At 49.5% G+C, this 21507-nt stretch carries 22 protein-coding genes and 1 tRNA gene; 12 read left to right on the top strand and 11 right to left on the bottom strand.

Annotation, left to right across the window (positions count from 1 at the left end):
• Nucleotides 1-193: 193 nt before the first annotated feature.
• Genes SLIP_RS07575 through SLIP_RS07565 form a run of 3 tightly spaced genes read right to left on the bottom strand, consistent with a single transcriptional unit; the run spans nucleotide 194 to nucleotide 4512 of the window.
• Nucleotides 194-1429, bottom strand: coding sequence for an efflux RND transporter periplasmic adaptor subunit (locus tag SLIP_RS07575; RefSeq protein ID WP_013175694.1), 1236 nt, complete (start codon nucleotides 1427-1429; stop codon nucleotides 194-196).
• A 6-nt stretch (nucleotides 1430-1435) separates the two neighbouring features.
• Nucleotides 1436-3796: an ABC transporter permease gene (locus SLIP_RS07570; protein WP_013175693.1), complete on the bottom strand. Its 2361-nt coding sequence runs from the start codon at nucleotides 3794-3796 to the stop codon at nucleotides 1436-1438.
• Nucleotides 3796-4512 (bottom strand): ABC transporter ATP-binding protein, encoded by a 717-nt coding sequence (locus tag SLIP_RS07565; protein WP_013175692.1) that lies wholly within the window; start codon nucleotides 4510-4512, stop codon nucleotides 3796-3798. Before SLIP_RS07565 ends, SLIP_RS07570 begins: the two co-directional genes overlap by 1 nt.
• 233 nt (nucleotides 4513-4745) lie before the next feature.
• Between SLIP_RS07565 and SLIP_RS07560 the strand changes: the two genes are divergently transcribed.
• On the top strand, nucleotides 4746-5015 hold the full coding sequence (locus SLIP_RS07560) for a hypothetical protein (RefSeq protein ID WP_013175691.1): 270 nt from the start codon (nucleotides 4746-4748) through the stop codon (nucleotides 5013-5015).
• A 94-nt stretch (nucleotides 5016-5109) separates the two neighbouring features.
• Here the strand turns inward: SLIP_RS07560 and SLIP_RS07555 are convergent, their stop codons facing one another.
• Nucleotides 5110-5352 (bottom strand): hypothetical protein, encoded by a 243-nt coding sequence (locus SLIP_RS07555; protein ID WP_013175690.1) that lies wholly within the window; start codon nucleotides 5350-5352, stop codon nucleotides 5110-5112.
• Between the two features lie 231 nt (nucleotides 5353-5583).
• Here SLIP_RS07555 and SLIP_RS07550 point away from each other — a divergent pair, with 231 nt between their 5' ends.
• From SLIP_RS07550 to SLIP_RS07540, 3 genes are all read left to right on the top strand, one after another.
• Entirely contained in the window at nucleotides 5584-7842 is a 2259-nt protein-coding gene (locus tag SLIP_RS07550) for a DEAD/DEAH box helicase (RefSeq protein WP_013175689.1), read from the top strand.
• The gene (locus SLIP_RS07545) at nucleotides 7839-9029 is read left to right on the top strand and encodes a ribonuclease H-like domain-containing protein (RefSeq protein ID WP_013175688.1); all 1191 of its coding nucleotides are present in this window, start codon (nucleotides 7839-7841) and stop codon (nucleotides 9027-9029) included. Before SLIP_RS07550 ends, SLIP_RS07545 begins: the two co-directional genes overlap by 4 nt.
• A 71-nt stretch (nucleotides 9030-9100) precedes the next feature.
• The gene (locus tag SLIP_RS07540; RefSeq protein WP_148216549.1) at nucleotides 9101-9511 is read left to right on the top strand and encodes a secondary thiamine-phosphate synthase enzyme YjbQ; all 411 of its coding nucleotides are present in this window, start codon (nucleotides 9101-9103) and stop codon (nucleotides 9509-9511) included.
• 198 nt (nucleotides 9512-9709) lie between these two features.
• Here SLIP_RS07540 and SLIP_RS07535 read toward each other — a convergent pair whose 3' ends face one another.
• Complete coding sequence (locus SLIP_RS07535; RefSeq protein ID WP_013175686.1) at nucleotides 9710-10450, bottom strand: peptidoglycan-binding domain-containing protein; 741 nt, start codon at nucleotides 10448-10450, stop codon at nucleotides 9710-9712.
• 286 nt (nucleotides 10451-10736) lie between these two features.
• Here SLIP_RS07535 and SLIP_RS07530 point away from each other — a divergent pair, with 286 nt between their 5' ends.
• Both SLIP_RS07530 and SLIP_RS07525 read left to right on the top strand, forming a co-directional pair.
• Entirely contained in the window at nucleotides 10737-11054 is a 318-nt protein-coding gene (locus SLIP_RS07530) for a TMEM165/GDT1 family protein (protein WP_013175685.1), read from the top strand.
• Nucleotides 11055-11072: 18 nt separating this feature from the next.
• Complete coding sequence (locus tag SLIP_RS07525) at nucleotides 11073-11414, top strand: TMEM165/GDT1 family protein (protein WP_013175684.1); 342 nt, start codon at nucleotides 11073-11075, stop codon at nucleotides 11412-11414.
• A 157-nt stretch (nucleotides 11415-11571) separates the two neighbouring features.
• Here SLIP_RS07525 and SLIP_RS07520 read toward each other — a convergent pair whose 3' ends face one another.
• The gene (locus SLIP_RS07520; protein ID WP_013175682.1) at nucleotides 11572-12891 is read right to left on the bottom strand and encodes a hemolysin family protein; all 1320 of its coding nucleotides are present in this window, start codon (nucleotides 12889-12891) and stop codon (nucleotides 11572-11574) included.
• A 246-nt stretch (nucleotides 12892-13137) separates the two neighbouring features.
• On the bottom strand, nucleotides 13138-13401 hold the full coding sequence (locus SLIP_RS12605) for a hypothetical protein (protein ID WP_148216548.1): 264 nt from the start codon (nucleotides 13399-13401) through the stop codon (nucleotides 13138-13140).
• Nucleotides 13402-13468: 67 nt separating this feature from the next.
• On the opposite strand from SLIP_RS12605, the gene SLIP_RS12600 reads away from it, so the two are divergent.
• From SLIP_RS12600 to SLIP_RS07505, 3 genes are all read left to right on the top strand, one after another.
• Nucleotides 13469-13690: a hypothetical protein gene (locus tag SLIP_RS12600; protein ID WP_148216547.1), complete on the top strand. Its 222-nt coding sequence runs from the start codon at nucleotides 13469-13471 to the stop codon at nucleotides 13688-13690.
• A gap of 122 nt (nucleotides 13691-13812) precedes the next feature.
• Nucleotides 13813-14661: a hypothetical protein gene (locus SLIP_RS07510; protein ID WP_013175680.1), complete on the top strand. Its 849-nt coding sequence runs from the start codon at nucleotides 13813-13815 to the stop codon at nucleotides 14659-14661.
• Between the two features lie 198 nt (nucleotides 14662-14859).
• Entirely contained in the window at nucleotides 14860-15279 is a 420-nt protein-coding gene (locus SLIP_RS07505; RefSeq protein ID WP_148216546.1) for a hypothetical protein, read from the top strand.
• 68 nt (nucleotides 15280-15347) lie between these two features.
• Here SLIP_RS07505 and pdaB read toward each other — a convergent pair whose 3' ends face one another.
• Together pdaB and SLIP_RS07495 are read right to left on the bottom strand one after the other, a co-directional pair.
• A complete protein-coding gene (pdaB, locus tag SLIP_RS07500) occupies nucleotides 15348-16079 on the bottom strand; it encodes a polysaccharide deacetylase family sporulation protein PdaB (protein WP_013175678.1) in 732 nt (243 codons plus the stop codon).
• Nucleotides 16080-16239: 160 nt separating this feature from the next.
• The gene (locus tag SLIP_RS07495; protein ID WP_169303758.1) at nucleotides 16240-16890 is read right to left on the bottom strand and encodes a polysaccharide deacetylase family protein; all 651 of its coding nucleotides are present in this window, start codon (nucleotides 16888-16890) and stop codon (nucleotides 16240-16242) included.
• A gap of 258 nt (nucleotides 16891-17148) precedes the next feature.
• Here SLIP_RS07495 and SLIP_RS07490 point away from each other — a divergent pair, with 258 nt between their 5' ends.
• Together SLIP_RS07490 and SLIP_RS07485 are read left to right on the top strand one after the other, a co-directional pair.
• The gene (locus SLIP_RS07490; protein ID WP_013175676.1) at nucleotides 17149-17673 is read left to right on the top strand and encodes a YhcN/YlaJ family sporulation lipoprotein; all 525 of its coding nucleotides are present in this window, start codon (nucleotides 17149-17151) and stop codon (nucleotides 17671-17673) included.
• A gap of 120 nt (nucleotides 17674-17793) precedes the next feature.
• Nucleotides 17794-17868: transfer RNA gene (locus SLIP_RS07485), tRNA-Val, on the top strand.
• Nucleotides 17869-18081: 213 nt separating this feature from the next.
• On the opposite strand, the gene ligD is transcribed toward SLIP_RS07485, so the two are convergent.
• Complete coding sequence (gene ligD, locus SLIP_RS07480; protein WP_242649155.1) at nucleotides 18082-18972, bottom strand: non-homologous end-joining DNA ligase; 891 nt, start codon at nucleotides 18970-18972, stop codon at nucleotides 18082-18084.
• A gap of 79 nt (nucleotides 18973-19051) precedes the next feature.
• On the opposite strand from ligD, the gene SLIP_RS07475 reads away from it, so the two are divergent.
• Nucleotides 19052-19990, top strand: a complete 939-nt coding sequence (locus SLIP_RS07475) for an ATP-dependent DNA ligase (protein WP_013175674.1) — start codon at nucleotides 19052-19054, stop codon at nucleotides 19988-19990.
• Here SLIP_RS07475 and ku read toward each other — a convergent pair.
• The gene (gene ku / locus SLIP_RS07470) at nucleotides 19945-20805 is read right to left on the bottom strand and encodes a non-homologous end joining protein Ku (RefSeq protein ID WP_013175673.1); all 861 of its coding nucleotides are present in this window, start codon (nucleotides 20803-20805) and stop codon (nucleotides 19945-19947) included. The two genes, SLIP_RS07475 and ku, sit on opposite strands and share 46 nt — an antisense overlap.
• Nucleotides 20806-21507 lie beyond the last annotated feature (702 nt).

The raw sequence follows: 21507 nt of genomic DNA, 5'->3' as shown, positions 1-21507 counted from the left end.
CACCCTAAATAGATTATAGCCAAAAAGGACCACAAAAGGAACCAAAGTTTTGAAAACAAAAGTTGAGAAAATTTCCCGATGCAAATGGGGGTCCTTTTCGAGCCAAAATCTTAAATACAAGACAAGCTTCACGATTCGCATTTTAGTTGGTATAATCTGTGTTCATCCATCCACATCTGTGCAAATCTGTGGCCTATTTTAAGAATGAAACCGGTTTCACCCGCTGGCCTGATTTGATCTTATCCGGCTCCAGTATCACCTTATCAGCAGGGGAGAGTCCCTTTACGATTTCTACGTACTCGCCGTCCGTTATTCCGGTTTCCACTGTCTTAAGCGCGACCTTTCCTTTATCGACTACCAGTGCCTGGTGCTTGGTTCCATCTTCTAACACGGCCGACACCGGGATAGCAGAGACATTTTCCTTTTTGGCGGTGATTATGGCGAGGTCCAGTTTAAACCCGGGTTTCAGCCGTGAACTGTCATTAGGCAGAATCTTGACCATTACTTTGGTTTGCTCGACCCCCAGACTGGAAACAACTTTTTCGGCGGCCGGTGCTACGTAAACCACATGCCCGTAGAGAACGGAATCACCGAGGACAGGACCGGACATTCTGGCTTCCTGTCCTTGTTTTACCCCGGGAGCCTCTTCCTCCAGTATGTATGATTTGACCACCATTTCTTGTTCCCGCCCTAACATGAAAAGAGCTGTACCCGGATTTACGTATGAACCCGGATCAACGTAGCGGTAATAAACGCGGCTGTCGAACGGAGCGGTAATCACCGCCTGCTGTAACCTGGACCTGGCCAGATCGAGGTTGGCCAACGCTTCTTTTACTTGAAATGACAGGGTTTTGATTTCATAGCCGCCAGGGGATTGGACTTTTTTGGCTTCCTGTTCAGCTATGGTGACGGCAGTTCTGGCTTCTTCCAGAGACAATTCATATGTTTCCAGGTCCGACTTAGAGATGGCACCTGCTTCGAACAACAACTGAGCCCGTTCGTACTGCCGCTCGGCGGATTGAAGGGCTGCCTTGGCCTTGGTAAGGGCTGCCTCGGCTTTAGCCGGTTCTACCGCTTGGATACCGGCTAACTGAGCAACTAGAGCCTGGTAGCGGGCTTCGGCTATTGCCGTTTCAAGTTTCAGCTCTGTCGTGTCCAAACTAGCCAAGACCTGGCCTTTTTTGACCATACTCCCGGCTTCTACCGCTACCGTTTCTACTTTACCTGAAGTTTTACTGGTCAATATCAGCTTTTCCACAGGTTCGATTTCACCCGAGGCTTTGACTTCACTGGTGATCGTCCTTTTTTCAAGTTGTGCAACTGTTACCGGGATGGCTCTCAGATTATACCATGATACCAGTCCAATGAATCCTGCCATCGCCACCAGCAACCACTTGGGTATTTTGGACAATTTGTGTCGGGGTCGCATCAAAAATCACTCTCTTTCTTTTATCAGTTCTACTAGGTCCCAGTGCCTTAGGTTGCGCAAGGCTATGGCTTGGGATATCCACAGCAACAAGAGCAATATGAACAATGTCAGAACATAGGTGCGGGGATAAATCACAAAAGGCAGCTGCATCAATTCGGTCGAATAGCTGTTAGCAAAAAGCCAGGATACCCAGAAACCCAGCGGGAACCCGATGGCCGTGCCTGCTACTCCTATGAACGTGTTTTCCAACAGGACCAACCGCTTTATCGCCGCGCCTGAGAGCCCCAGGACCATCAATATTGATATTTCCTTTTTTCGTTCCCAGAGATTAATCGTAGTTGTGTTGAAAACGATTGCAGCACCCATGACCAGCGCAAAAGTCAGCATAAAAGCCAAGAAAGTATAAAAAAACTTCAAATAGGTTTTGAAGTCGCTCTTAGCGAATACCTGATCTTGAATATACAGTACCCGCGGTGAATCGGCTAGATAGTTTTTTACCGCCAGCCGCTTGTCGGGTTTGACCGCCACCATGCAAGAGGTGTAACCTTCGCCTTGGCCCAGGACAGACCAAGCCTGGCGAAAGGTGAGGTAACCTGCGTGCCCGACCATTTCATCGGTAAACCCGATGACTTTGAGAAGGCTGGCTTCGGCATTGGCAGTCAAGGGCTTAGCTGTTATGTAGTCTCCGGCTTCGACCCTAAGAGCGTTGCGCAAGGTCTCGGTCAGGACAATCCCGTTTTCTTTCACCGATATAGGGCGGTCCTCTTTATCATGTAGCCGGTGGAGGCGGCTGTGCGGCACTAAGGCGACAGCCAGCGAATCGACCGACTTGTTTTCGTGGGAGTACCTACACGGAAATTCCAAGACCGGTTCTGCCTGTTCTACCCCGTCAAGCCTTGCGATTTCGTCTACCGCATCCAGTCCTAATGGCCGGTCGAAATAAACCTGGAGGTCGAAGGTCTGTATCTGGTCAAAATACCGTATCATCAGGAAGTCGACTTCGTCCCAAAAAGACAGTGAGACAACCAGCAGGAGCACAGCAAAAGAAACCCCCAGAGCGGTTAGAAGAAAACGCCTTTTGGTTCGGGCTAGGTTGCGCAGGGCCATCCGGCTAATTAGGCTTGCGCCCGAAGTCAGACGGGTGAAGAGAGAAGAAAACATGACTCTAGCCGATTCCGGTGCCTCCTTTCGCATGGCCTGGGCGGGCGGTAGCTTGCTCGCCATTCGCGCCGCACTGTAGGTGGCCGCAATAAGGGCAAACCAGGTTAGAAGTATGGCGATGGCAAATACGGAGGCGTGATGGACGTGCTCAACGTAAGGCAGGTTATAAATATCGGCATAAAGGCCGGTCAGACCGCCAGAAAAAACTTCCCCTACCAAGACCCCGACCACAGCTCCGGCCAAGCCCACGACCAGGGCAAATGAGAGGTAATAGAGGAAGATGCCTCGCGCCGGTATCCCCAGAGCCATGAACAACCCTATCTGCTGCTTTTGCTGGTTGACCAGGCGGAAGAGCAGGATATAGATGGTGAAGCCGGCAACGGAAAGGAAGAGAAAAGGGAACATGACAGCCATCTGTTCCAAGCCCATTAACTCCATTTCGATCGTCATGGCTGATGGCTGGTAGCGACGCGGGATGGTTCGTAACAATCCGTACGGCTCCAGGATTGTTTCTATGTTTTTGGTAACTCTTTCCGAATCAGCTCCTGGGAGAAAACGCACGCTTATGTCGTTGAAAGAGTGGGTAAGTCCCAGTATCTGCTGGGCCTGATCTTCTGGCATGAAAAGAATGGCAAAATTACGGGTGCTGGGGGTTATGTCCAGCTGGCCCTTCATGGGATAAAGGTACTCGGGAGTGCGGATGACCCCGGCTATAGATATATCGTACTCTTGACCGTTTACTTCTACCCTCAGTTTGTCTCCTATTTTCAAACCATAATAAAAAAAGAAGTCTTCGTGGATGAGCCCGCCGTACCGGGTACGGGGATAGGAACCTTGCTCGATAACGATCCGGTTCACCTGGGGGAGGGGAGAGGGCATGGAGATGATGCGGCAGGTAACCTTGTCCTTCACTTTAAAAGGGAGTTTGAGAGAGACATCTTGAACAACTCTGCCTTCAACCGCGGCCACACCTTCCAGACCTTTTATGAACGGGACTATGGTGTCCGGGGCTTGATACACGGAGAACCAGGCATCGCCGAACAACAAACGGTCGTATGAATAATCTGCCGAGGACTTTAGATTCTGAAACGAGGTGTAGACTGCGGCGAAGAGGGATATACCCAAGACAACCAGCAGGGTTACAGCAGCAAACTGCGCGCGGTAGGCTACCAGATCGCGCATAAAAACCCGGGCCAAGGCCCGCATTACCATTTCACCTCTTCCGGCTCGACTGGGGAAGAGTTGACCTCAACCCGGTCGATTCTTCCGCTGCGGAGGAAAACAACCCTGTCGGCCATGGCTGCTATGGCCGCGTTATGGGTTATGACCATGACGTTATGCCCAACTTGGCGGTTGATATCAGCCAGCACTCTTAGCACCACGATCCCGGTTTCGTAATCCAGGGCTCCAGTCGGTTCATCACAGAGAATTATCTCCGGCTCCTTAACTAAAGCCCGGGCTATGGCTACCCTTTGCTGTTCACCTCCCGACAGTCTAGAAGGAAAGCTATCGGCCCGGGGTCCCAACCCGACCAGGTCCAGGTATTTTTTGGCGTCTCCTTTTAGTCCCGCAATGGCTGCTGCCAATTCTACGTTTTCAAGCGCGGTCAGAGTAGGAACCAGGTTAAAAAACTGGAACACGAAACCGACTTTATCACGCCGAAACTTAGCCAGTTCGTTGTCTGATAGCTCGTTTAAGTCTTGGTCGTAGAAAAGGACACGGCCATGGGTAGGGCGGTCGAGCCCGCCCAGCAGATTTAGCAACGTGCTTTTACCTGAGCCGCTAGGGCCAAGGACAACTGTGAACTCCCCTTTAAAAACGTCTAGATCTACTCGATCGAGGGCCCGGACTTCAACCTCGCCCATCTCGTAAAGCCGGGAGACATTTTCCAGGTGATAGACCCTGGTATTGGTGTCGATCAACTTCTACCACCTTCGTTTTTATGGATTTTCTCAAGACGCTGTTACAAATCGCTTTTAAGCTTTAGTTGTTAGTTGGCTTCTATGAGGTCTGCCGGGGAAGCAGAGAAACAGTACCGGCATTCCGATTTATGGACAAAGTGTAAGCTAATACAATGCGAACCAACCGAAAGCAGGAAGAATAGTATGTAAAAGGATATAACCCCATTCCATACCAAACGAAAGGAGGCATACCGGTGGGCATAAACAGCCGTCTCAGGATGTTCAACGGTTACGGTGGATACGGGTTTCCCGGCTTGATGGGGCCAGGAGCAGGGACCTCGTTCTTGTCCTTGTTACACAGCTTGCTCAATTTTAACGTTTCCATACTAACCGAAGGCGATGTGGCCCCCACAGTCGGTCTCTTGGTCGGCATTACCCCGCATTACGTCACTGTTGCCGGCGGAAATGCCCCTGTTACCTACATCCCTATCAACAAGATTACCTTAGTGACCAGAGTAATCTAATTCTTTTTGCACGTTGACGGCATCGCGTGTAATTCCCTAAACCGTGCTGAGGCACGGTTTTCCTTGTGTTATCGTGCTTTTCGGATTTGGCTTTTTATTTCTTTCTGTCTGCGTCTTCCCTCTCCAGGATTTCCAAGAAACGCTTACACAATTCAATATCACGCTGGCGACCTTTAAGCCTCTCTAACTCCACGATCCTCTTTTTGCACACGTATCTTATTGCAGAGGTATCCAAAAGATCAGTAACCCGAAAACCCTTCATGTACCCGTCGATCAATTCTTGGAGTGTGTCGTAAAAAGCCCTATCATTGACATCATTAATGTCGATATCCGGCACTCCGCTCCCTCCTTCCGGGTCTTAGACAGCCTGTAATTCGGCCCTTTGCGTTAATTATACTCCAGTTCTCGAGAGGGAGCCACAGATAAATAGATAATCACCGACCTATACAGGTGTCGTGAAAACCGGCTTTAATGAAGAGGAGTTTTGGCTTGTTTATGGAAATCTATAAAAATAACGCGAACGTATGCTCGCAGGTGTGGTGAACCAAAAGAACAGGAGGCGTCTCAGTTGACGATAAGAGAAGCAGTAGATTTCTTGTGCCGAGACAGGTACTTTGCTTCCGGGATAGTTTTCAGGCACTACTTATCTCCCTCTGAGGGCAAATACCAAGAATTCCCTGAAGCTTGTTCCAAGCAACTGGTCACCGTATATAAGAAACGAGGTATCGACAAGCTTTACTCGCATCAGAGCGAGGCTTACACGGCGGTAGTTGAGGGAAACCATGTGGTAATCGTAACCCCTACTGCTTCGGGGAAGACCATGTGCTACAACCTGCCAGTGATTGATACTATCATAAAAGAACCGGAAACCCGGGCTCTGTATATCTTTCCTACCAAGGCTTTGGCCCAGGATCAGCTAAACGAACTCGAAGAGCTGTGTTCGCTTGTGGGATCCGGCATCAAGGTTTTTACTTATGATGGAGATACACCAGTAGATGCGAGGCGGTCGGTCCGACGGATGGCCAACCTGGTGATAACCAACCCCGACATGCTGCACACGGGCATACTGCCTCATCACCCTCGATGGATTACTTTGTTTGAGAACCTGAAGTTCGTTGTTATCGACGAGATGCACAGCTACCGGGGAGTATTCGGTTCCCATATGGCACACGTTATACGTCGCCTTAAGCGGATAGCCAGGTATTACGGGAGTCAACCCGTTTTCATAATGTGCTCTGCTACCATCGCCAACCCGGAGGAGTTAGCGAGCCGGCTGACGGGGGAAAGGTTTCACCTGATATCCGAATGCGGGGCACCGAGAGGTGGGCGTTATTTTATATTCTATAACCCACCAGTTGTCAACGAGGAACTGGGAATCCGGCGGAGTTCTCTCAATGAAGCCCAAAGACTGGCGGGACATTTTTTGGACCGGGGTTTCAAGACTATTGTTTTTGCCAAAAGCAGGCTGATGGTTGAACTATTGGGTAGGTACCTGCGGGAAAGGGAAAAGAAAAAGGCCAGGGGCAAAAACGTCAAGACTTACCGGGGAGGTTATCTCCCCAAAGAACGACGGGAGATAGAGAAGGGACTGCGTTCAGGGGATATTGACGGTGTTGTATGTACTAACGCGATGGAGCTGGGGGTTGATATCGGCGAGCTAGATGTCAGTATTATGGCAGGGTATCCTGGTAGCATTGCCAGCACATGGCAGCAGGCCGGACGGGCTGGGCGGCGCAACAAGGAATCGGTAACGGTTTTGGTTGCGTCCAGTGCACCGCTTGATCAGTACCTGGTTCGCCATCCCCGTTATTTCCTCGAACAATCTCCGGAGATGGGCCTGATAAATCCCGAAAATTTCATTATAAAGGCTGAGCATCTGAAGTGCGCTAGTTTTGAATTACCGGTGGCTGTTGAGGAAGTCGAAGATGATCCTGAGGCCTTAGAGATACTCGAATACCTGGTAGACAACCGGTTTCTTCACTCTGTTGATGACCGCTATTACTGGATAGCAGATGCATATCCGGCCCATGAGGTGAGCCTGCGTAGCGTTGGTGCTGCCAACGTAGTGATTATGGATGTTACAGACCCGAACCCTGTGGTTATCGGAGAAATGGATCGCAGCAGTGCCATGACGATGTTGTATGAAGGGGCTATATACCTGCATCAAGAAGGACAGTACCAGGTTATCAGGTTCGATTTTGATAATGGCAGGGCTTATGTTAAGAAAGTCAGGGCGGACTATTATACGGATGCCGATCTTGCGGTCGACATAAAGGTGCTGAACGTTTTTTCTCAGCAGGAAACGGGAGCAGCCGTGAAAAAGTGGGGAGAGGTTATGGTCACTCAGATGCCTATGGTTTACAAAAAGATAAAATACCGTACTCACGAAAACGTGGGCTACGGACCGATCAACCTTCCGCAAGAAGACATGCATACCTCAGGTTTTTGGTTGAGTATAGGTTCTGAGGTAACACAGAACATGTCTAACGAAGAAAAAGAACTGGCCCTGCTAGGTCTAGCCAACCTCTACAAGAACTTGACCCCCATTTTCCTTATGTGCGATAGTCAAGACATAGGCGTTGCTCCCCAGGTCAAAGCCGTCGAATCAGGGTTGCCTACAGTATACGTTTATGACCGGTATCCGGGCGGTATCGGCTTAGCAGAGGGATTGTTCAAGACAAATGAAGAGGTTATGGAGGCGGCTTTGGATATGGTCAAAAATTGCGGGTGCCAAGGGGGTTGTCCATCTTGTATTGGACCGCCTGTTTCAACCACCAGAAGTATTAAAGAAGTGGTGGTGAGTATTCTGACAAGATGTCTGGAATGAGTATTTACGAGCGGCTGAACGCTATTTGGAAACCTAAGAAACAGGATAGAGCGCCTCTACAAACCGGCCTCTGGGAAGAGTTAGGCTTCGCGTTTTCGAACAACCGGGCAGGAACTTTCCTGGTCCGAGAGGTTCCGGCTTTAGGGATACGCATCGAGGATGGCGCGACAGCGTACATTTGGGGCGTAATTGGGAAGAACCATGCGCCTAGAGAACCCGAGTTGGGGAAGATGTGCTTCATTGACTTGGAGACGACAGGTTTGAACCTGGGAGCCGGAGCTTTTGCTTTTACTATAGGTATAGGTTATCTAGATTCCGGGAAAGCCAAGGTGAGGCAGTATTTCTTGCGTGATCACCGGGATGAGCCTGCTGCTCTCCATGACTTGAGGGAGTTTATGGAGCAATTCGAAGGTATAGTCAGCTACAATGGCAAGTGTTTCGACTGGCCTCTGTTATCGGATCGGTTTCTTTTTCACCGTATGAGTGTCCCAGAGCTGGAAGGGCTACACCTGGACCTTTTGCACGCAGCCAGGAGGGTATGGAAGGGCGTCCTGAACAGTTTCAGCCTCAGAGAAGTGGAACGCTGTATCCTGGGGCTGGAGAGGATAGATGATTTACCCGGATACCTGGTTCCGGCTGCTTATGCTAATTTTCTCCGTACCGGTTCCACCCGGGAAATCCCTCCGATTCTAGAACACAACTACCGGGATATTGCCAGCTTGATAGAATTGTTGCAACGGCTAGGCCGTGTCTTTTTGGGAGCGGATCAATGTTGTTACCGGCAAGAAGTAGTGAATGCTGCCAGGATATGGGCGGATAAGGGGGACTATGTTCGGGCTACGGACTACCTGGAGAATTACCTGGCCCAAGGAGGAGATCTTACAGCATCTGAACTTTGTTTTTTAGCCCGGTTACACAAGCGTCAAGGGGACTATGAGCGAGCAGTTGAGCTCTGGGAAAAAACAGCGGCGACTGCCGGTCTCAATTCCGAACCCTGGATCGAACTGGCAAAGTACTATGAGCACCGGCGAAGAGATTATCCGTCTGCCCGCCAGTGTGCCCTGAGGGCTATGGAGATAGAGAGACAGTTGGCCCGGTTGACCGGGAGAGATACCGAACATTCGGACCTGGCAAAACGTTTGGCGCGGTTGGAGACGAAGCTGGGGAAAAAGGGAAGTGAGAATTAAGAATTAAGAATTAAGAATGAAGAATGGAGAATGAAGAATTGGGGAGTTTGGATGCTAAGGAGGTGAAACTGATGTTTACTGTGAGTGTTAAAACGAGACAGAGAACGGAGATCATAGATATTACCGGGAATATTGAGCAATTAGTTGCATCATCAGGGGTTACCAGCGGAGTCGTAACAGTGTTTGTGCCTCATACCACCGCGGGCATCACCATTAACGAGAACGCGGATCCCACAGTAAAACAGGACATACTGGCGACTTTGGCCCAGATAATTCCGGCCAAAACCGGCTATTACCAGCACCTGGAAGGAAATTCGGATGCTCATATCAAGGCCAGTTTAGTTGGGTCCTCGGTAAACGTATTGATACATAACGGTCATTTAGTGTTGGGTACGTGGCAAGGCGTAATGTTTTGTGAGTTCGACGGACCTCGCCAGCGCCAGGTGTGGGTAAAAATATTGCCCTCGTCCGGCACTCAATAAGGCTGACATGAGTGAGAATGTTAGCCAGGGCATGGATAATGGGTTACAATCGCAAGCAAATCAGAACAATCTTTGAGTGCCGTACGAGGACTCTCAAGACCAAAAATCTTTCATCACTGTTAAATCGACCAGGTTTTCATTCTCCGTTGGTAGCACCGCGGGGTGTCATGAGGATCTGCATCTGTATCAAGTCCCGGATTAGGTTCCCTTTATGCCCAGGCTGTAATAAGTCTGGGGACCTGCGATTCCATCTGCGGCTATGCCGGCATCTTTTTGAAATTTTATGACTGCCGCTTCGGTTTTGGGTCCAAACTTACCGTCACAAGGTCCTGGATTATACGACAAAGCTACCAGCTTTTTCTGCAAGGCGAAAACATCGATGCCGTTCCTGCCTTTTTGCAAATTCCTGCCTCCCATAAAGGTACGGGTGAAAAGCTGATCGAACGTTACCGGACCCACTACTCCATCAACAGAGATTCCAGAATCTCCCTGGAAAAGCTTAACCGCGGTTTCGGTCTTAGGACCGAAGTTGCCGTCAGCCGGGCCTCCCAGAGCAACGGCGTATTTCTTGGCCTTGGCGTTAAGCCGGTTTTGGAGAATCCATACATCTGTGTGCCTGCTGCCTCGCCTCAGAGTGCGAGACCCGAACACCCTGCCCTGTGCGTACTTGCCCGTCGGTTGTCCCAAACACCAATAGGTCTGAGGGCCGACAATTCCGTCCACGCTTATTTGGACATATTGCTGAAACTTGATTACTGCTGACTCGGTTTTCGGCCCGAAGATACCGTCTTCGGTCAAAAGCTGTATACCCAGAGGATCTTTGAAGTAGTTGAGCAGCGATTGCAGGACTTTCACATCGGTGCCGCGGGTATAAGGGCTGGTCAAGCGGAGAAGTCTGCTCCCGAAGTAATAGTAAGTTAATCCGTCGCTGTAGGGCATAATTAACCTCCTCTCGTGTCGGTTGCTATATAATATGTGGATTAGGGCAGAACGGTTCGTGTTATGGTAACACTCTGGGTACAGACCACATATAGTACTGTGTAATGGTACTGTGTAGACCCGAAGACCCTGCTCAGTCTTATTCTCTTTTGTGACAACGTTGAAGTTTTCGTGGACACTTGATTTGCCTGCCCGTCAGATTGTGCCAGGTCTTCACAGTTGAGTACGGGTGGGGGGGCGCTAGGGCTAACTGAAAAACAAGCGAATCATCAAGGGGGCGAAGTTTTTGGCGGTAAGCGATGGTTTGCGTCTTTTCTTGCTGGCTTTCGGGGTCGTGTTTTTGTCCGAAATGGGTGATAAGACTCAAATCACCACCATGCTGTTGGCCGGGGCTAAACCAGCACACCTGTGGTGGGTTGGCTTGGGATCAGCCCTGGCTCTGGGCTGCGCCTCTTTTATAGAGGTGATAGTTGGTACCAAGATAATCGCTAGGTTTATCAAGCCGGACACTATTAGGATACTTACAGGTATCGTATTTGTGGCTTTGGGCTTGATGTTGGTTGGCGGAATGGTGGGACAAATCCAAGCGATGAAGCTCGGCTAAAAAGTGAGGGGACGCGCGGTGCATGACCAGATCATCACGTTGGTAACAACCTGTATTCTGATTGCCATGTGTGAATTAGGGGACAAAACTCAGGTGGCAGTTCTCCTTATGAGCAGCAACAGCCCCGGTAAACGCTGGCTCATCTTGGCCGCAAGTCTTTTGGCTTTAACCTCATGCGTGATCATCGAGGTTACCGTAGGAGCACATTTAGCCCGACGCATAGGCCCGGGTACTTTTAACCGGATTACCGGCTTCATTTTTTTGGTTTTGGGTGGACTAAACCTCATCAATCATTTCCGCGTACGGGCCAGAACTAACAGCCGGCAGCCAGTTCAACAGGGCGGTATGCTACACGGTTAAACAGGAGCCGGGAACATCGATGGGCTCCCGGCTTCACCTCGCAAGCACTACCAAAAAACCTATCATCCCCGCTACGAGCACGATTGTGGTGAGCACGAAAAAGAACAACTCTTTTCTAGATTTCATAGTTGGCCTCCATTCTCGTCTGCGTTCTAATTCAGCCAACCGGGGTTTCGGAACCTGATCCCAAATCAGGAGGCGATATTTCGTATACCCGTACCTTGAGAATTCTCATACCATCCACTTCAGAAATTTCAAAACGGTATTTACCTATGTCAACGTAATCGCCCGCTTGCGGTTTTCTACCCAGGAGGGAGAATATCAAACCGCCGATGGTATCGACTTCATCGTCCTCATCGAAATCGATGTCCAGGAAATCTTCCAGTTCCTCTAAAAGGACGCGCCCACTGATGACGTACTCTCCTTCCTCATTCTTGACAATTTCCGGAGGCGTCAGATCAAATTCATCATAAATCTCGCCCACGAGTTCTTCCAAAATATCTTCCATGGTGATCAGACCCGCAGTTCCGCCGAATTCGTCGGCTACGATGGCCATATGGGTTCGAGATTGGCGCATTTTCTGCATTAGTTCAGCGATAAGCATCCCTTCAGGGACGATGAGTATGTCACGCTTAAGGTCAGCGATGTTTAGGGGAAGGGGAGATCCCGCGAGCTCGAGGATGTCGCGGATATGAATGAGTCCGATTACGTGGTCCTTGTCGCCTTCGCAGAGGGGATAGCGGGTATGGCCATGCTGCCGGATGAGTTCCAGCACCTCTTCATAAGTGTCATCTGTATACAAGCAGATTATGTCCTGGCGTGGTACCATAACTTCTCTAGCCACGCGATCCGAAAAAGTGAATACCTTACTTAGAAGATTGCCTTCAACGATGTCGAGGTAGCCTTGTTCCTGACTTGCCGAAACCAGCATGCGCAATTCTTCCTCGGTGTGGGCGAGGTCAGCTTCGTTTGCCAGCTTAATGTTCATGGTTCCCAGTATAAGACGAGCAACTTCATTAAAGGCCCATACAATTGGGTAGAACAAGCGATAGAAGAACCGCAAAGGGCTGATGACGAAGAGGGCAATCCCCTCTGCTTTTTCTATGGCAACGGACTTGGGCACTTGTTCTCCCAGAACGATGTGAAACAGAGTTATCAGAATAAAGGCTATTATCCCGGCGACCGTGTGTGTGTAAACTGGCGACCATTCTGTCAAGTCGACAAACAACGGGCTAATCAAGCGGGCAATAGCAGGTTCCCCTATCCAACCCAATCCAAGCGAGGCCATGGTGATTCCCAACTGGGCTGCCGACAAATAAGGGTATATCTTTTCAACCGCTTCCAGAGCCAGTCGCGCTTTACGGCTCCCTTTGTCGGCGAGTTCCTGCAAGCGGGTTCTTCGAACCTTTACTAGCGCGAATTCACTCATTACAAAAAACGCGTTCAAGGCTACTAACCCCACGGCCAAAAGCAACATGGATATACTCCAGATGTCTATCGTTGATTCCTCCTTCTCGTAATCCCGTCGCTCCTGCATCTAATATATTCAGTTATCAATATCCAGATCTGGACAAACCGCACTGTTGTTATTGACTATGATTTTATCATTCTTACTGACGAATATAAAGTACTGCATTAGCAAAACGATTCCAATATTATACAATCAGCACTTTGCCTCAGGCAAACCACTATGCAGCTTTTCGCCGGCCGGGTAAGGGCCCAGTCAATCAGCTTGCCCCGAATGACTAACTAGGTGAAACCAGTAAAAGTCTACACGGGTTACTCCGTGTTGAGAAGCTTGCTGAAAGGTCCAGCTGCTGGTAGGGCCGTAATAAACGTCGATCCAAAAAGGCGATTCCCCGCGTAGGGACCAGTTCACATCGCCAGTATCTGTGACTTCAAAGTCGGTGAATTTCTGCCCCCCAATAGTCATGTATCCCGGGTTGAGAAGGTGAATGGTAGTGCCGAAAGGGATGATCGGGTCCAAGGGGTTACCTCCAGGTGTTTTTGGGTGTACGGCTACTGAACCAAGACGATAAGGCTGGCCGCTGGCTGTGGGCCGGGAACCGGGTGACTCTGTATACGCGGTAGCCAATTGTTGCTTGGCCAGGTTAATGACCATTACCCATGTGGGTGAGGGCTGGGAGGGAGCGGGGGGCACAGGTTTCTTTGCCGGTGGGGGGAAGGGTACCAGCCAGCGAGAGACGATCAGGGAGATGATAAAGCACGAAAGGAAAAGAGCAAAAACAGTAGACCAGTTCTTTTGCACGCCGTGACCTCCTAACGACCGCGGGTTTCGGTATGATTTATCTTTACCCATTTTTGTTGTATTCTATATAAAACGCGTGAAAAGCCAGGGGGTTTATTTGATCTAAACGGTGACCTGGGGGGAGCGTGCGTGTTGAAAACCAGTGAGGTAGCTAAGAAACTGAGAATTACTAACAGTCAGGTCCAAGATATGGTGGACTACGGTTATCTACCGGTGGCCGATACTTATCGCTGCAGGAGCGGAGGAATCGGGTATTTGTTTGCCGAAAACCAGCTGGAATCGATAGATGTGGCTGAAGTACTGGCTGAGATAAGGGAAATAAAGACCAGGGACAAGGCGAGGACTAAGGTCTCCGCCTGGGAATGGAAAAAGCGGCAGGTTGTTGCCCGGCGCCACGATAGATTTATAGGAATGATAGCTGATCTCCCGGATTTCCACCTGTTAAAAGCCTGCTACTACCTTTTTCACTTGAATCATTATGCCAAGGCTTATCCAGAAAAACGCGATGAACTATATCCTTTGAAAAGCCAGGTTTTGGAGCGTATAGTTAACCGGTACCCGGATCAGGTCCGGTGCGTGTATTTGATTGGTGAAGACAAGGTTCACGTATGGTTGTGCGAGGACTGTTGTAGTACAGCCCGGTCGAACGGGTACTCGTATAGGGAATACGTTGAACACCACGGCTATTGTTCGAAGTGCGAGGTGCAAGTTCTGGAACGGGAGTATTATTCATTGGTAGAATTCATCATCGAAAGCGATAATTATCGGTTCTGCTTCCACCTGCCTTTGTCGATTGCCAGAAAATGGCTGTCCGGGATAGAGGGTTTTGCCCGCGCTGACCGAGGTTTGGGTGAGCGGAGAGACGAGATGTACTTCTACGGCCGCAAGGTTACCCGGGTGGAGGAAAGAATAGTTCCACTGCCCGTGGTGGTGAGAGAGCTGCGAGATTTCCTTCAGTCTGCCGATGGGCTGAAATGAATAGCGCAAACTGTTGGTTGGACGGATGGTGGACCGGTTAAGATTTAACAGCCGGGAAAAACTCCCGGTTTTTCTGATCCGGGCCTTACATATATTAGTAACAAAAAGATGAAATTGATTATGGACAAAGGGGAGGAATTAGAGTATGGTATAATCTGAATGGGGTCGGTTGTAGTGTTAGCTTTGGAGGTGAGGCTGGTGAAAGACAGATGGAAAAAGGGTGAACCAGTGAACTTGTCGGATCTGTTGAAGATAACCCCAGTGGCAAACGAGATTCTTCGTCTGCGGGACGAGATGAACTTGAGTTGCTCGGACATACTGTGGATAGTATCAGAGATATTGGATGAAAATGAAAACATGCAGTTAGGAGAGGCCGAAGAATTCTACGACTCCATCGATGAAGACGAGGAACTTGATGACGAAGACTGGGATGAAAACGATGATGAGGGTTTAGAAGCCGACGAAGGTATAGATAATGCTTATTGCACTATAGAAGTGAAAATCAGGAGCCGCGGGAAGTTCCCAGAAATGGGCTTCAAGGCAGGAATCCGGGCTCGGGAGGACTTGAAGCCGTTCTTACGAATGGTGTTAGAAATGATAAATAGGTTTGGTGAATAGAACTAAAGCTGGGCAATGAAGCCCAGCTTTAGTTCTGTATGTGTATTGCAAGGATATTTCCCGGAACATCAATGTTTCTCTGCTTCCCTAAGTAATTCAGAAACCGTTACCAGTTCGTAACCTTCTCTTTTCAGTCCTTGGATTATTCTAGGCAGGGCCTCGGTAGTCTGCTTACAGGTATCACTGGCGTGCATTAGAATAATAGCCCCAGGGTGGACCTTCTTGGTAACTCTTTCCACTATGATGTCGACGCCGGGATTCATCCAGTCTAACGAATCAACACTCCACTGGATAACTCGGTAGTTGCACTCTTCTGCGGTCTGTATGACTGTGTCGTTGTAATCGCCGTTAGGGGTGCGGATTAGATTCGGTTCTATCCCGGTTACCTCTTGAATAGCTTTGTGAGCTTCTTCAATTTCTTTCTTGATCTCCGCTTTGGAGAGGGTAGAAAGGTTTACATGACGATTGCCGTGACTTCCGATTTCGTGCCCGTCAGCTTTTATCCTCTGCGGTATATCCGGATACTGTCGTACCCAAGGACCTGACAAGAAAAACGTGCACCTAACTGCCTCTTTTTTAAGGATTTCGATTACAGGCATAGGTGTTGTATTACCCCAGCTGATATCAAAAGTTAGTGCAACGATTTTTTTATTGGTAGGGACTTCGAATATTGGCTTCAACTTGTGATAGGCCTGTACATACACCACGCCGGTGGTGAAGAAGACTGTCACGGCAAGGGTGAGAATTGTAAGTTTGGCCTTTCGAGTCATATGATAGAAACCGAAGACTGCCGGTCTCATCGTCATCCCCCTTTTTTAATGGCTAGACGTGAAAAACGGGCGTGTGCTTCGCCTCACGCTGAGGGCCTTATGAGGATAAGGTGGCCGAAAAATGAACTCTCTTGTTACGCTATAGGCCATTCTTACTCTAATGGGTATTTACTATCGTGTGTATTTATTCCTAGTTTCCCTTCATCTGAATGAGCTCGCTGACGGTTACAAACCGATAGCCTTGGGAGGCTAATTTAGCGAGGCACATGTCCACGGTCTTGATAGTCTCCCCGCGGTTGGGCCCGCCGTCGTGAAAAATCAGTATTTGACCAGGTTTGGCGTAGTGTAGGATGTGTCCGGCTTGAATATCGGCTGGTGGCGAACGCCAGTCTTTGGTATCTTGTATCCAAGACCACGTGATGACTGTGATGCTTTTTTTAGCTAGGGCCAGGGCTAGTTCCTCGGAAATATACCCTCCAGGAGGACGGTAAAGAGCAGGCCGACGACCGGTCAAACGATAAATGAGGTTTTGGGTTTCTTCAATGTCTTTCATAGCTTTCGAGACATTCCGGTAAAGCGAGTAACTGTGAAGATATCCGTGATTACCAATCTCATGCCCCTCAAGGTGAACCCGTCGAACTAGGTCCGGATATTTTTCGGCTTGTTTGCCTATCATAAAAAAAGTAGCTTTAGCCTGGTGTTTGCTCAGAACTTGTAAGACGGCAGGTGTCCCTTCAGGATCAGGACCGTCGTCAAAGGTCATGGCAATGACCAAGGTGGATGTTTTCACTTCTGGCACCACGTTCGGAATCGCAGTACTGGGCACAGTCTTACAAGGCAAGACAAATCTCACCAACAATGAAAGCGTCAGAAGAAATAAAAGCCCCAGAATAACGATACATGTTCTTTTGCGGAGCAAGAGAATCAAGGTTCAACACCCCTATCGATAGACCGAATTTGCCGATGAAGGTGTTTCAGGGCGAACCCTTCTTATCAAAATTCTATTTTGTGTACTACTAGTCAATGCCGTGAATAATTTCCAGTTTCATATGGTCGACTTCTCACCAAACTATGATAAGGAAAGGAGGTGAAGGCTGAAATGAAAAAAAGCTGGCTTCGCGTGTTAACTTTGATTACAACGTTGTTGTTCATTCTTACCGGGGCAATTGGGTGTGAGAAGTCGCAAAAGACGACTCCAGCCAAGAAACCCGCCACCGTTCGAAAAACGGTAACGCAACCCCAGAAGAAGCCCGTAACATCAACCATTACCGCAACCGAAGCCGACCGAATAGCCAAATGCTTGGCTCAGGAAGCGGTGAAAGTGAAAGGCGTCAACAAAGCTTACGTAGTTATCGATACCACTGGAGCCAAACCGAACGCCTATGTAGGTGTGAATCTGACCCCGGACGTTAAAGGAGCCCAAACCGATAAGGTTAAAAAGGAAGTGGAGAAAAAGCTCAAGTCAGCTGAGCCCCGGCTATCGACCGTTAACGTGACCAGTGATCCGGATTTGGTCAAGCGCATCCGCGACCTGGCTAGTGCGATCGCTAAAGGGCGGCCTATATCCGGGTTTGCCGACGAGATAAAGGAACTGGCGAGGAGGATTAAACCTACATCCAGGTAATGAAGACCGGGTGGAACCTCGGTTAACAGGAGAGAATGAGCAATTCGTATTGAAACAAGCACCGGGAATGGTGCTTGATTTTTAGAAAATACGTGGTAATATTATAAACGTGGAACAAGTGGGCGCTTAGCTCAGAGGGAGAGCACTTCCTTGACGCGGAAGGGGTCACAAGTTCGAGTCTTGTAGCGCCCACCATATTGAACACGAGAAAATCCCGATATGTCGGGATTTTTTTTAGTTTGTAGAAAAAATACGGCAGAAGATTTGCCCTTCGACAAATTCCTAGATATCGGACTTTCCTTCTATGCGGAGTAACAAGGGAGTAACAAATGGAGTCACAAACTCGAGTTCGAAGAATAGCCGCAAACGGCCAAGCCCCACGAAATTGTTAAAATAATCCTGAAGCTGTTACTGCAGCCGCCGGTCTATGCGCTGCTTTTCTTCCAGGACACCCCTGAACAGATCCCCCATCTTTTCCAGCCTTTCAGCCATGTTCCGGATTTTGAACATGGAGGGCACCGCGCCGCTTTCCAGTTCATCCCATGTGACCGGTGCGGAAACCGTTGCTTCTGCCAGAGGCCTTGGGCTGTACGGTGCTATCAGGGTTTTGCCCTTCACGTTTTGCAGATAATCCAGGTACACTTTACCCCTGCGGTCTTTTATACTCCTTTCCGTCGTGGCTTTTTCCGGAAAAGTCTTTTCCAGCACCCTACAGAAGAATTCGGCAAAGGTCCTGACCTGACGGTAGGTGTACCTGGCCTCCACCGGCACGTAGACCTGCAGGCCGGTAGCGCCGGAAGTCTTGGGGAAGCCCTTCAGCCCTTCCATTTCGAGCAATCTTTTCAAGGCTAGCGCCAGCTGCCGGGCATCTTCGAAACCTGTATTTTCCATGGGGTCAAGATCGAAGACCACGAAGTCCGGGTGGTCGATGGTCCCCGCCCGGGAAAGCCAGGGATGCATCTCCAGGCTGGCCTGGTTGGCGGCCCAGACAAGGCTTTTCAGATCCTTTATGAGTACATACCTGACCAGCTTCCTCCGGTTGCCGTCATTAATTTCTTCATCGTAAGTCATGAGCCAGTCCGGAGCGTAATCGGGTACGTTCTTCTGGTAAAAAGCCTTTCCGTATATTCCATCGGGGTAGCGCGTGAAAACCAGGGGGCGATCCTTGAGGTGGGGTAGAATGTAGGGAGCTATCCGCACGCAGTAATCGATAAAATCAGCTTTTGTTATATTTTCCTCAGGCCACATCACCTTTGAGAGGTTTGTCAGTTCCAGCTTTTCGCCTTCAACGACTACCACCGGCAAACACAACACCTTCCCAATACTACTATAGTATTTACCTTGTTTCTTTATTCTTTATGAAAGGGGCAGAATATGTATGGTGATGCCTGTGATAAAGCCGGGAACCCCCTTCATTCCCATGGAACCGGTCTTCCACCCGGAGGCCTTTGACGATGAAAACTACGGTTTTCAGATAAAGTGGGACGGAACAAGGATAATAGCCCACCTGGACGGGCCGGTGGAACTTTTCAACCGGAAGATGAAAAAGCGCACCGCCCAGTATCCCGAAGTGGCCGATGCGTTGAAGGAGGCCCTTAGGGGCACAAGCGCCGTGCTGGACGGGGAAATCGTAACCCTTTCCGGCGATAAGCCCAATTTCCACCAGCTGATGAGGCGTGACCGGGCCACCGACGCGCGCACCATAAACCACCTGGCCACCAGAATACCGGTGACCTATGTGGTCTTTGACATCCTGTACCTAAAAGATAAGTGCCTGGCGGACCTTCCCTTTTGGCAGCGGGACGGGATATTGAGATCCACCTTAAAATCTTCGGACCCGGTGGTGGTAACCGATACCTTCAAGGGACGTGGGAAGGCCCTTTTTGCAATCGTCAGGGAAAAGGGTCTGGAGGGCATAGTGGCCAAAAGACTGGAAAGTACCTACCAGATCGGAAAGAAAAGTGCAAAATGGCTTAAAATTAAAAACCGCCAGCGGACCACCGCCCTGGTGGGGGGGTTTGTAGCAGAAGGGAAGCAGGTGCGGTCCCTCTTTCTCGGCCAGCTTGTGGAAGGGGACTTAATCTATATAGGCCGGGCTTCCAGCGGCCTCGATGAGGAAACGGGCAGGGCTCTTTACGACTTTCTATCCCGGAGGGCCGAAAATACCTGTCCCTTCGTCAATCCGCCCGCCGTGGAAAGAAGGGAAAATCTCGTATGGGTACTACCGTCAGCTTCCGTTGAAGTGGAATTTTACGACTACACGGAGAAAGGTTATCTCAGACACCCGGTCATCAAGCGGGTGGAACTGGGGTTATGAAGTGGCCCTCTTTTTCCTGCCCCGGCCGGCAGTCTGTTTTTTCCTTTTTCCTCTTCCACCATGGCCAGGCTCGCCTTCAGGGCTTCCATGAGGTCCACAACCTTCTCCTCCCGGGGAGCGGGTATTTTTATCTCCTGGCCCTCCACTTTGGCCCTTATTATATCGAGCAGGGCCTTCCTGTACTCGTCGGTGTATTTTTCGGGCCTGAATTCGGCAGCTAGGGAATCGATAAGCTGCACCGCCATTTTGATTTCGTTTTCATGCAGCTTTATTCCCGGCGAGACGGTTATTTCCCCCGCATCCCGGACCTCGTCGGGATAAAACATGGTCTCTATCACCAGCTGGTTTTCACCGTAAGGCCTCAGGCACGCCAGGCTCTGTTTGGCTCGGATCGTGACTTTTGCTATGGCGATTTTTCCAGTTTTTCTCAGGGCTTCAAAGAGCAGGAGGTAAGCCTTTTGCCCGGTTTCCTCGGGCCCGAGAAAATAGGAGTGATCAAAATATACCGGGTCTATTTCTTTAAGGTCCACAAAATCTATAATATCGATGGTGCGGGTGGTTTCGTCGGGTATGGCTTCCAGGTCCTTGTCCTCGATTATTACAAACCTTCCCTTTTCGTATTCGTAACCCCGAGCTATCTCATCTTCCTCGACCTTCCGGTTGCACGCCGGGCATACCTTCTCGTAGCGTATGGGAGTGCCGCATTCCCTATGGATCTGTCGGAAGCTTACGCTTTTCCGCTCGGTGGCCGCATACATTCTTACCGGCACGTTTACCAGGCCGAAACTGATGGAACCTCTCCAGAGAGCCCGCACCGTTATCACCTCCTGTTTTAAGATATCTCATTTTGAAACTGATTATCCCTGGAAATCCTTCCAGTAACATGGGTTTATTTTTGAAGGTGACCCGAACGTTCGCCTGTGCGCTCGTAGCGTTTTGCTTGCAGCTGTTCGGTAGCTTGGGCATCCAATACTTCCATATTAAGACTGATCGAAGCAGTTGTGGTAGTCCTTACCTCCCCAGCACCCGATAAGAAATTATTGAGGCATTACAATCAATACCATTTAACGGGAGCCTTGCTCTGGCTCAATGGTTCTACACAATTAGTCAGTTTTTGACTTTACGAATGGCAACATGGCAGGGAAACATCGAAACGCGTCGAGCAGGATAGGGAAAGCACTGGTTCCTGTTATACGGTGATTGTTCTAAGTTCCTTAGCCCGCCGATCGCCTCTTCGTTATTCACTTTGTGTCTGTTCATAGCCGTCTTTGTCTTTCGGAACCCCTTTTTGCTTCGCGTATTCCCTTTACTTGAAAAGTCAATGCGTCCTAAAAAAGGCAGTCGAAGACCGGCACAAAATCGTCAAAGTGAAAGCGAAGAAAGCAGTAAAGCCTGTCAAGAAGTAGTGTGAAGAGGGATAATGCGGAAAACTAAAGTACAGCCGGAGCAAGTATCCTGCTCCGGCTGTATTAGTGAGTAAAAAGGAGGATACCCTATGTTTGGGAACGTTGGTCCGT

This window comes from Syntrophothermus lipocalidus DSM 12680 (assembly GCF_000092405.1).
Taxonomy (GTDB): domain Bacteria; phylum Bacillota; class Syntrophomonadia; order Syntrophomonadales; family Syntrophothermaceae; genus Syntrophothermus; species Syntrophothermus lipocalidus.
Note: the sequence above shows the minus strand (reverse complement) of the source record. Positions and strands in the feature narration are given on the sequence as shown.

Excerpts from the sequence above, each read along its gene's own strand:
- SLIP_RS07520 (WP_013175682.1), bottom strand. The coding sequence starts at position 12,891 with ATGTTGCTTTTGGCCGTGGGGTTAGTAGCCTTGAACGCGTTTTTTGTA.
- SLIP_RS07475 (WP_013175674.1), top strand. The coding sequence starts at position 19,052 with ATGGTGATGCCTGTGATAAAGCCGGGAACCCCCTTCATTCCCATGGAA.
- SLIP_RS07545 (WP_013175688.1), top strand. The coding sequence starts at position 7,839 with ATGAGTATTTACGAGCGGCTGAACGCTATTTGGAAACCTAAGAAACAG.
- SLIP_RS07535 (WP_013175686.1), bottom strand. The coding sequence starts at position 10,450 with ATGCCCTACAGCGACGGATTAACTTACTATTACTTCGGGAGCAGACTT.
- pdaB (WP_013175678.1), bottom strand. The coding sequence starts at position 16,079 with ATGAGACCGGCAGTCTTCGGTTTCTATCATATGACTCGAAAGGCCAAA.
- SLIP_RS07540 (WP_148216549.1), top strand. The coding sequence starts at position 9,101 with ATGTTTACTGTGAGTGTTAAAACGAGACAGAGAACGGAGATCATAGAT.
- SLIP_RS07575 (WP_013175694.1), bottom strand. The coding sequence starts at position 1,429 with ATGCGACCCCGACACAAATTGTCCAAAATACCCAAGTGGTTGCTGGTG.
- SLIP_RS07570 (WP_013175693.1), bottom strand. The coding sequence starts at position 3,796 with ATGCGGGCCTTGGCCCGGGTTTTTATGCGCGATCTGGTAGCCTACCGC.
- SLIP_RS07490 (WP_013175676.1), top strand. The coding sequence starts at position 17,149 with ATGAAAAAAAGCTGGCTTCGCGTGTTAACTTTGATTACAACGTTGTTG.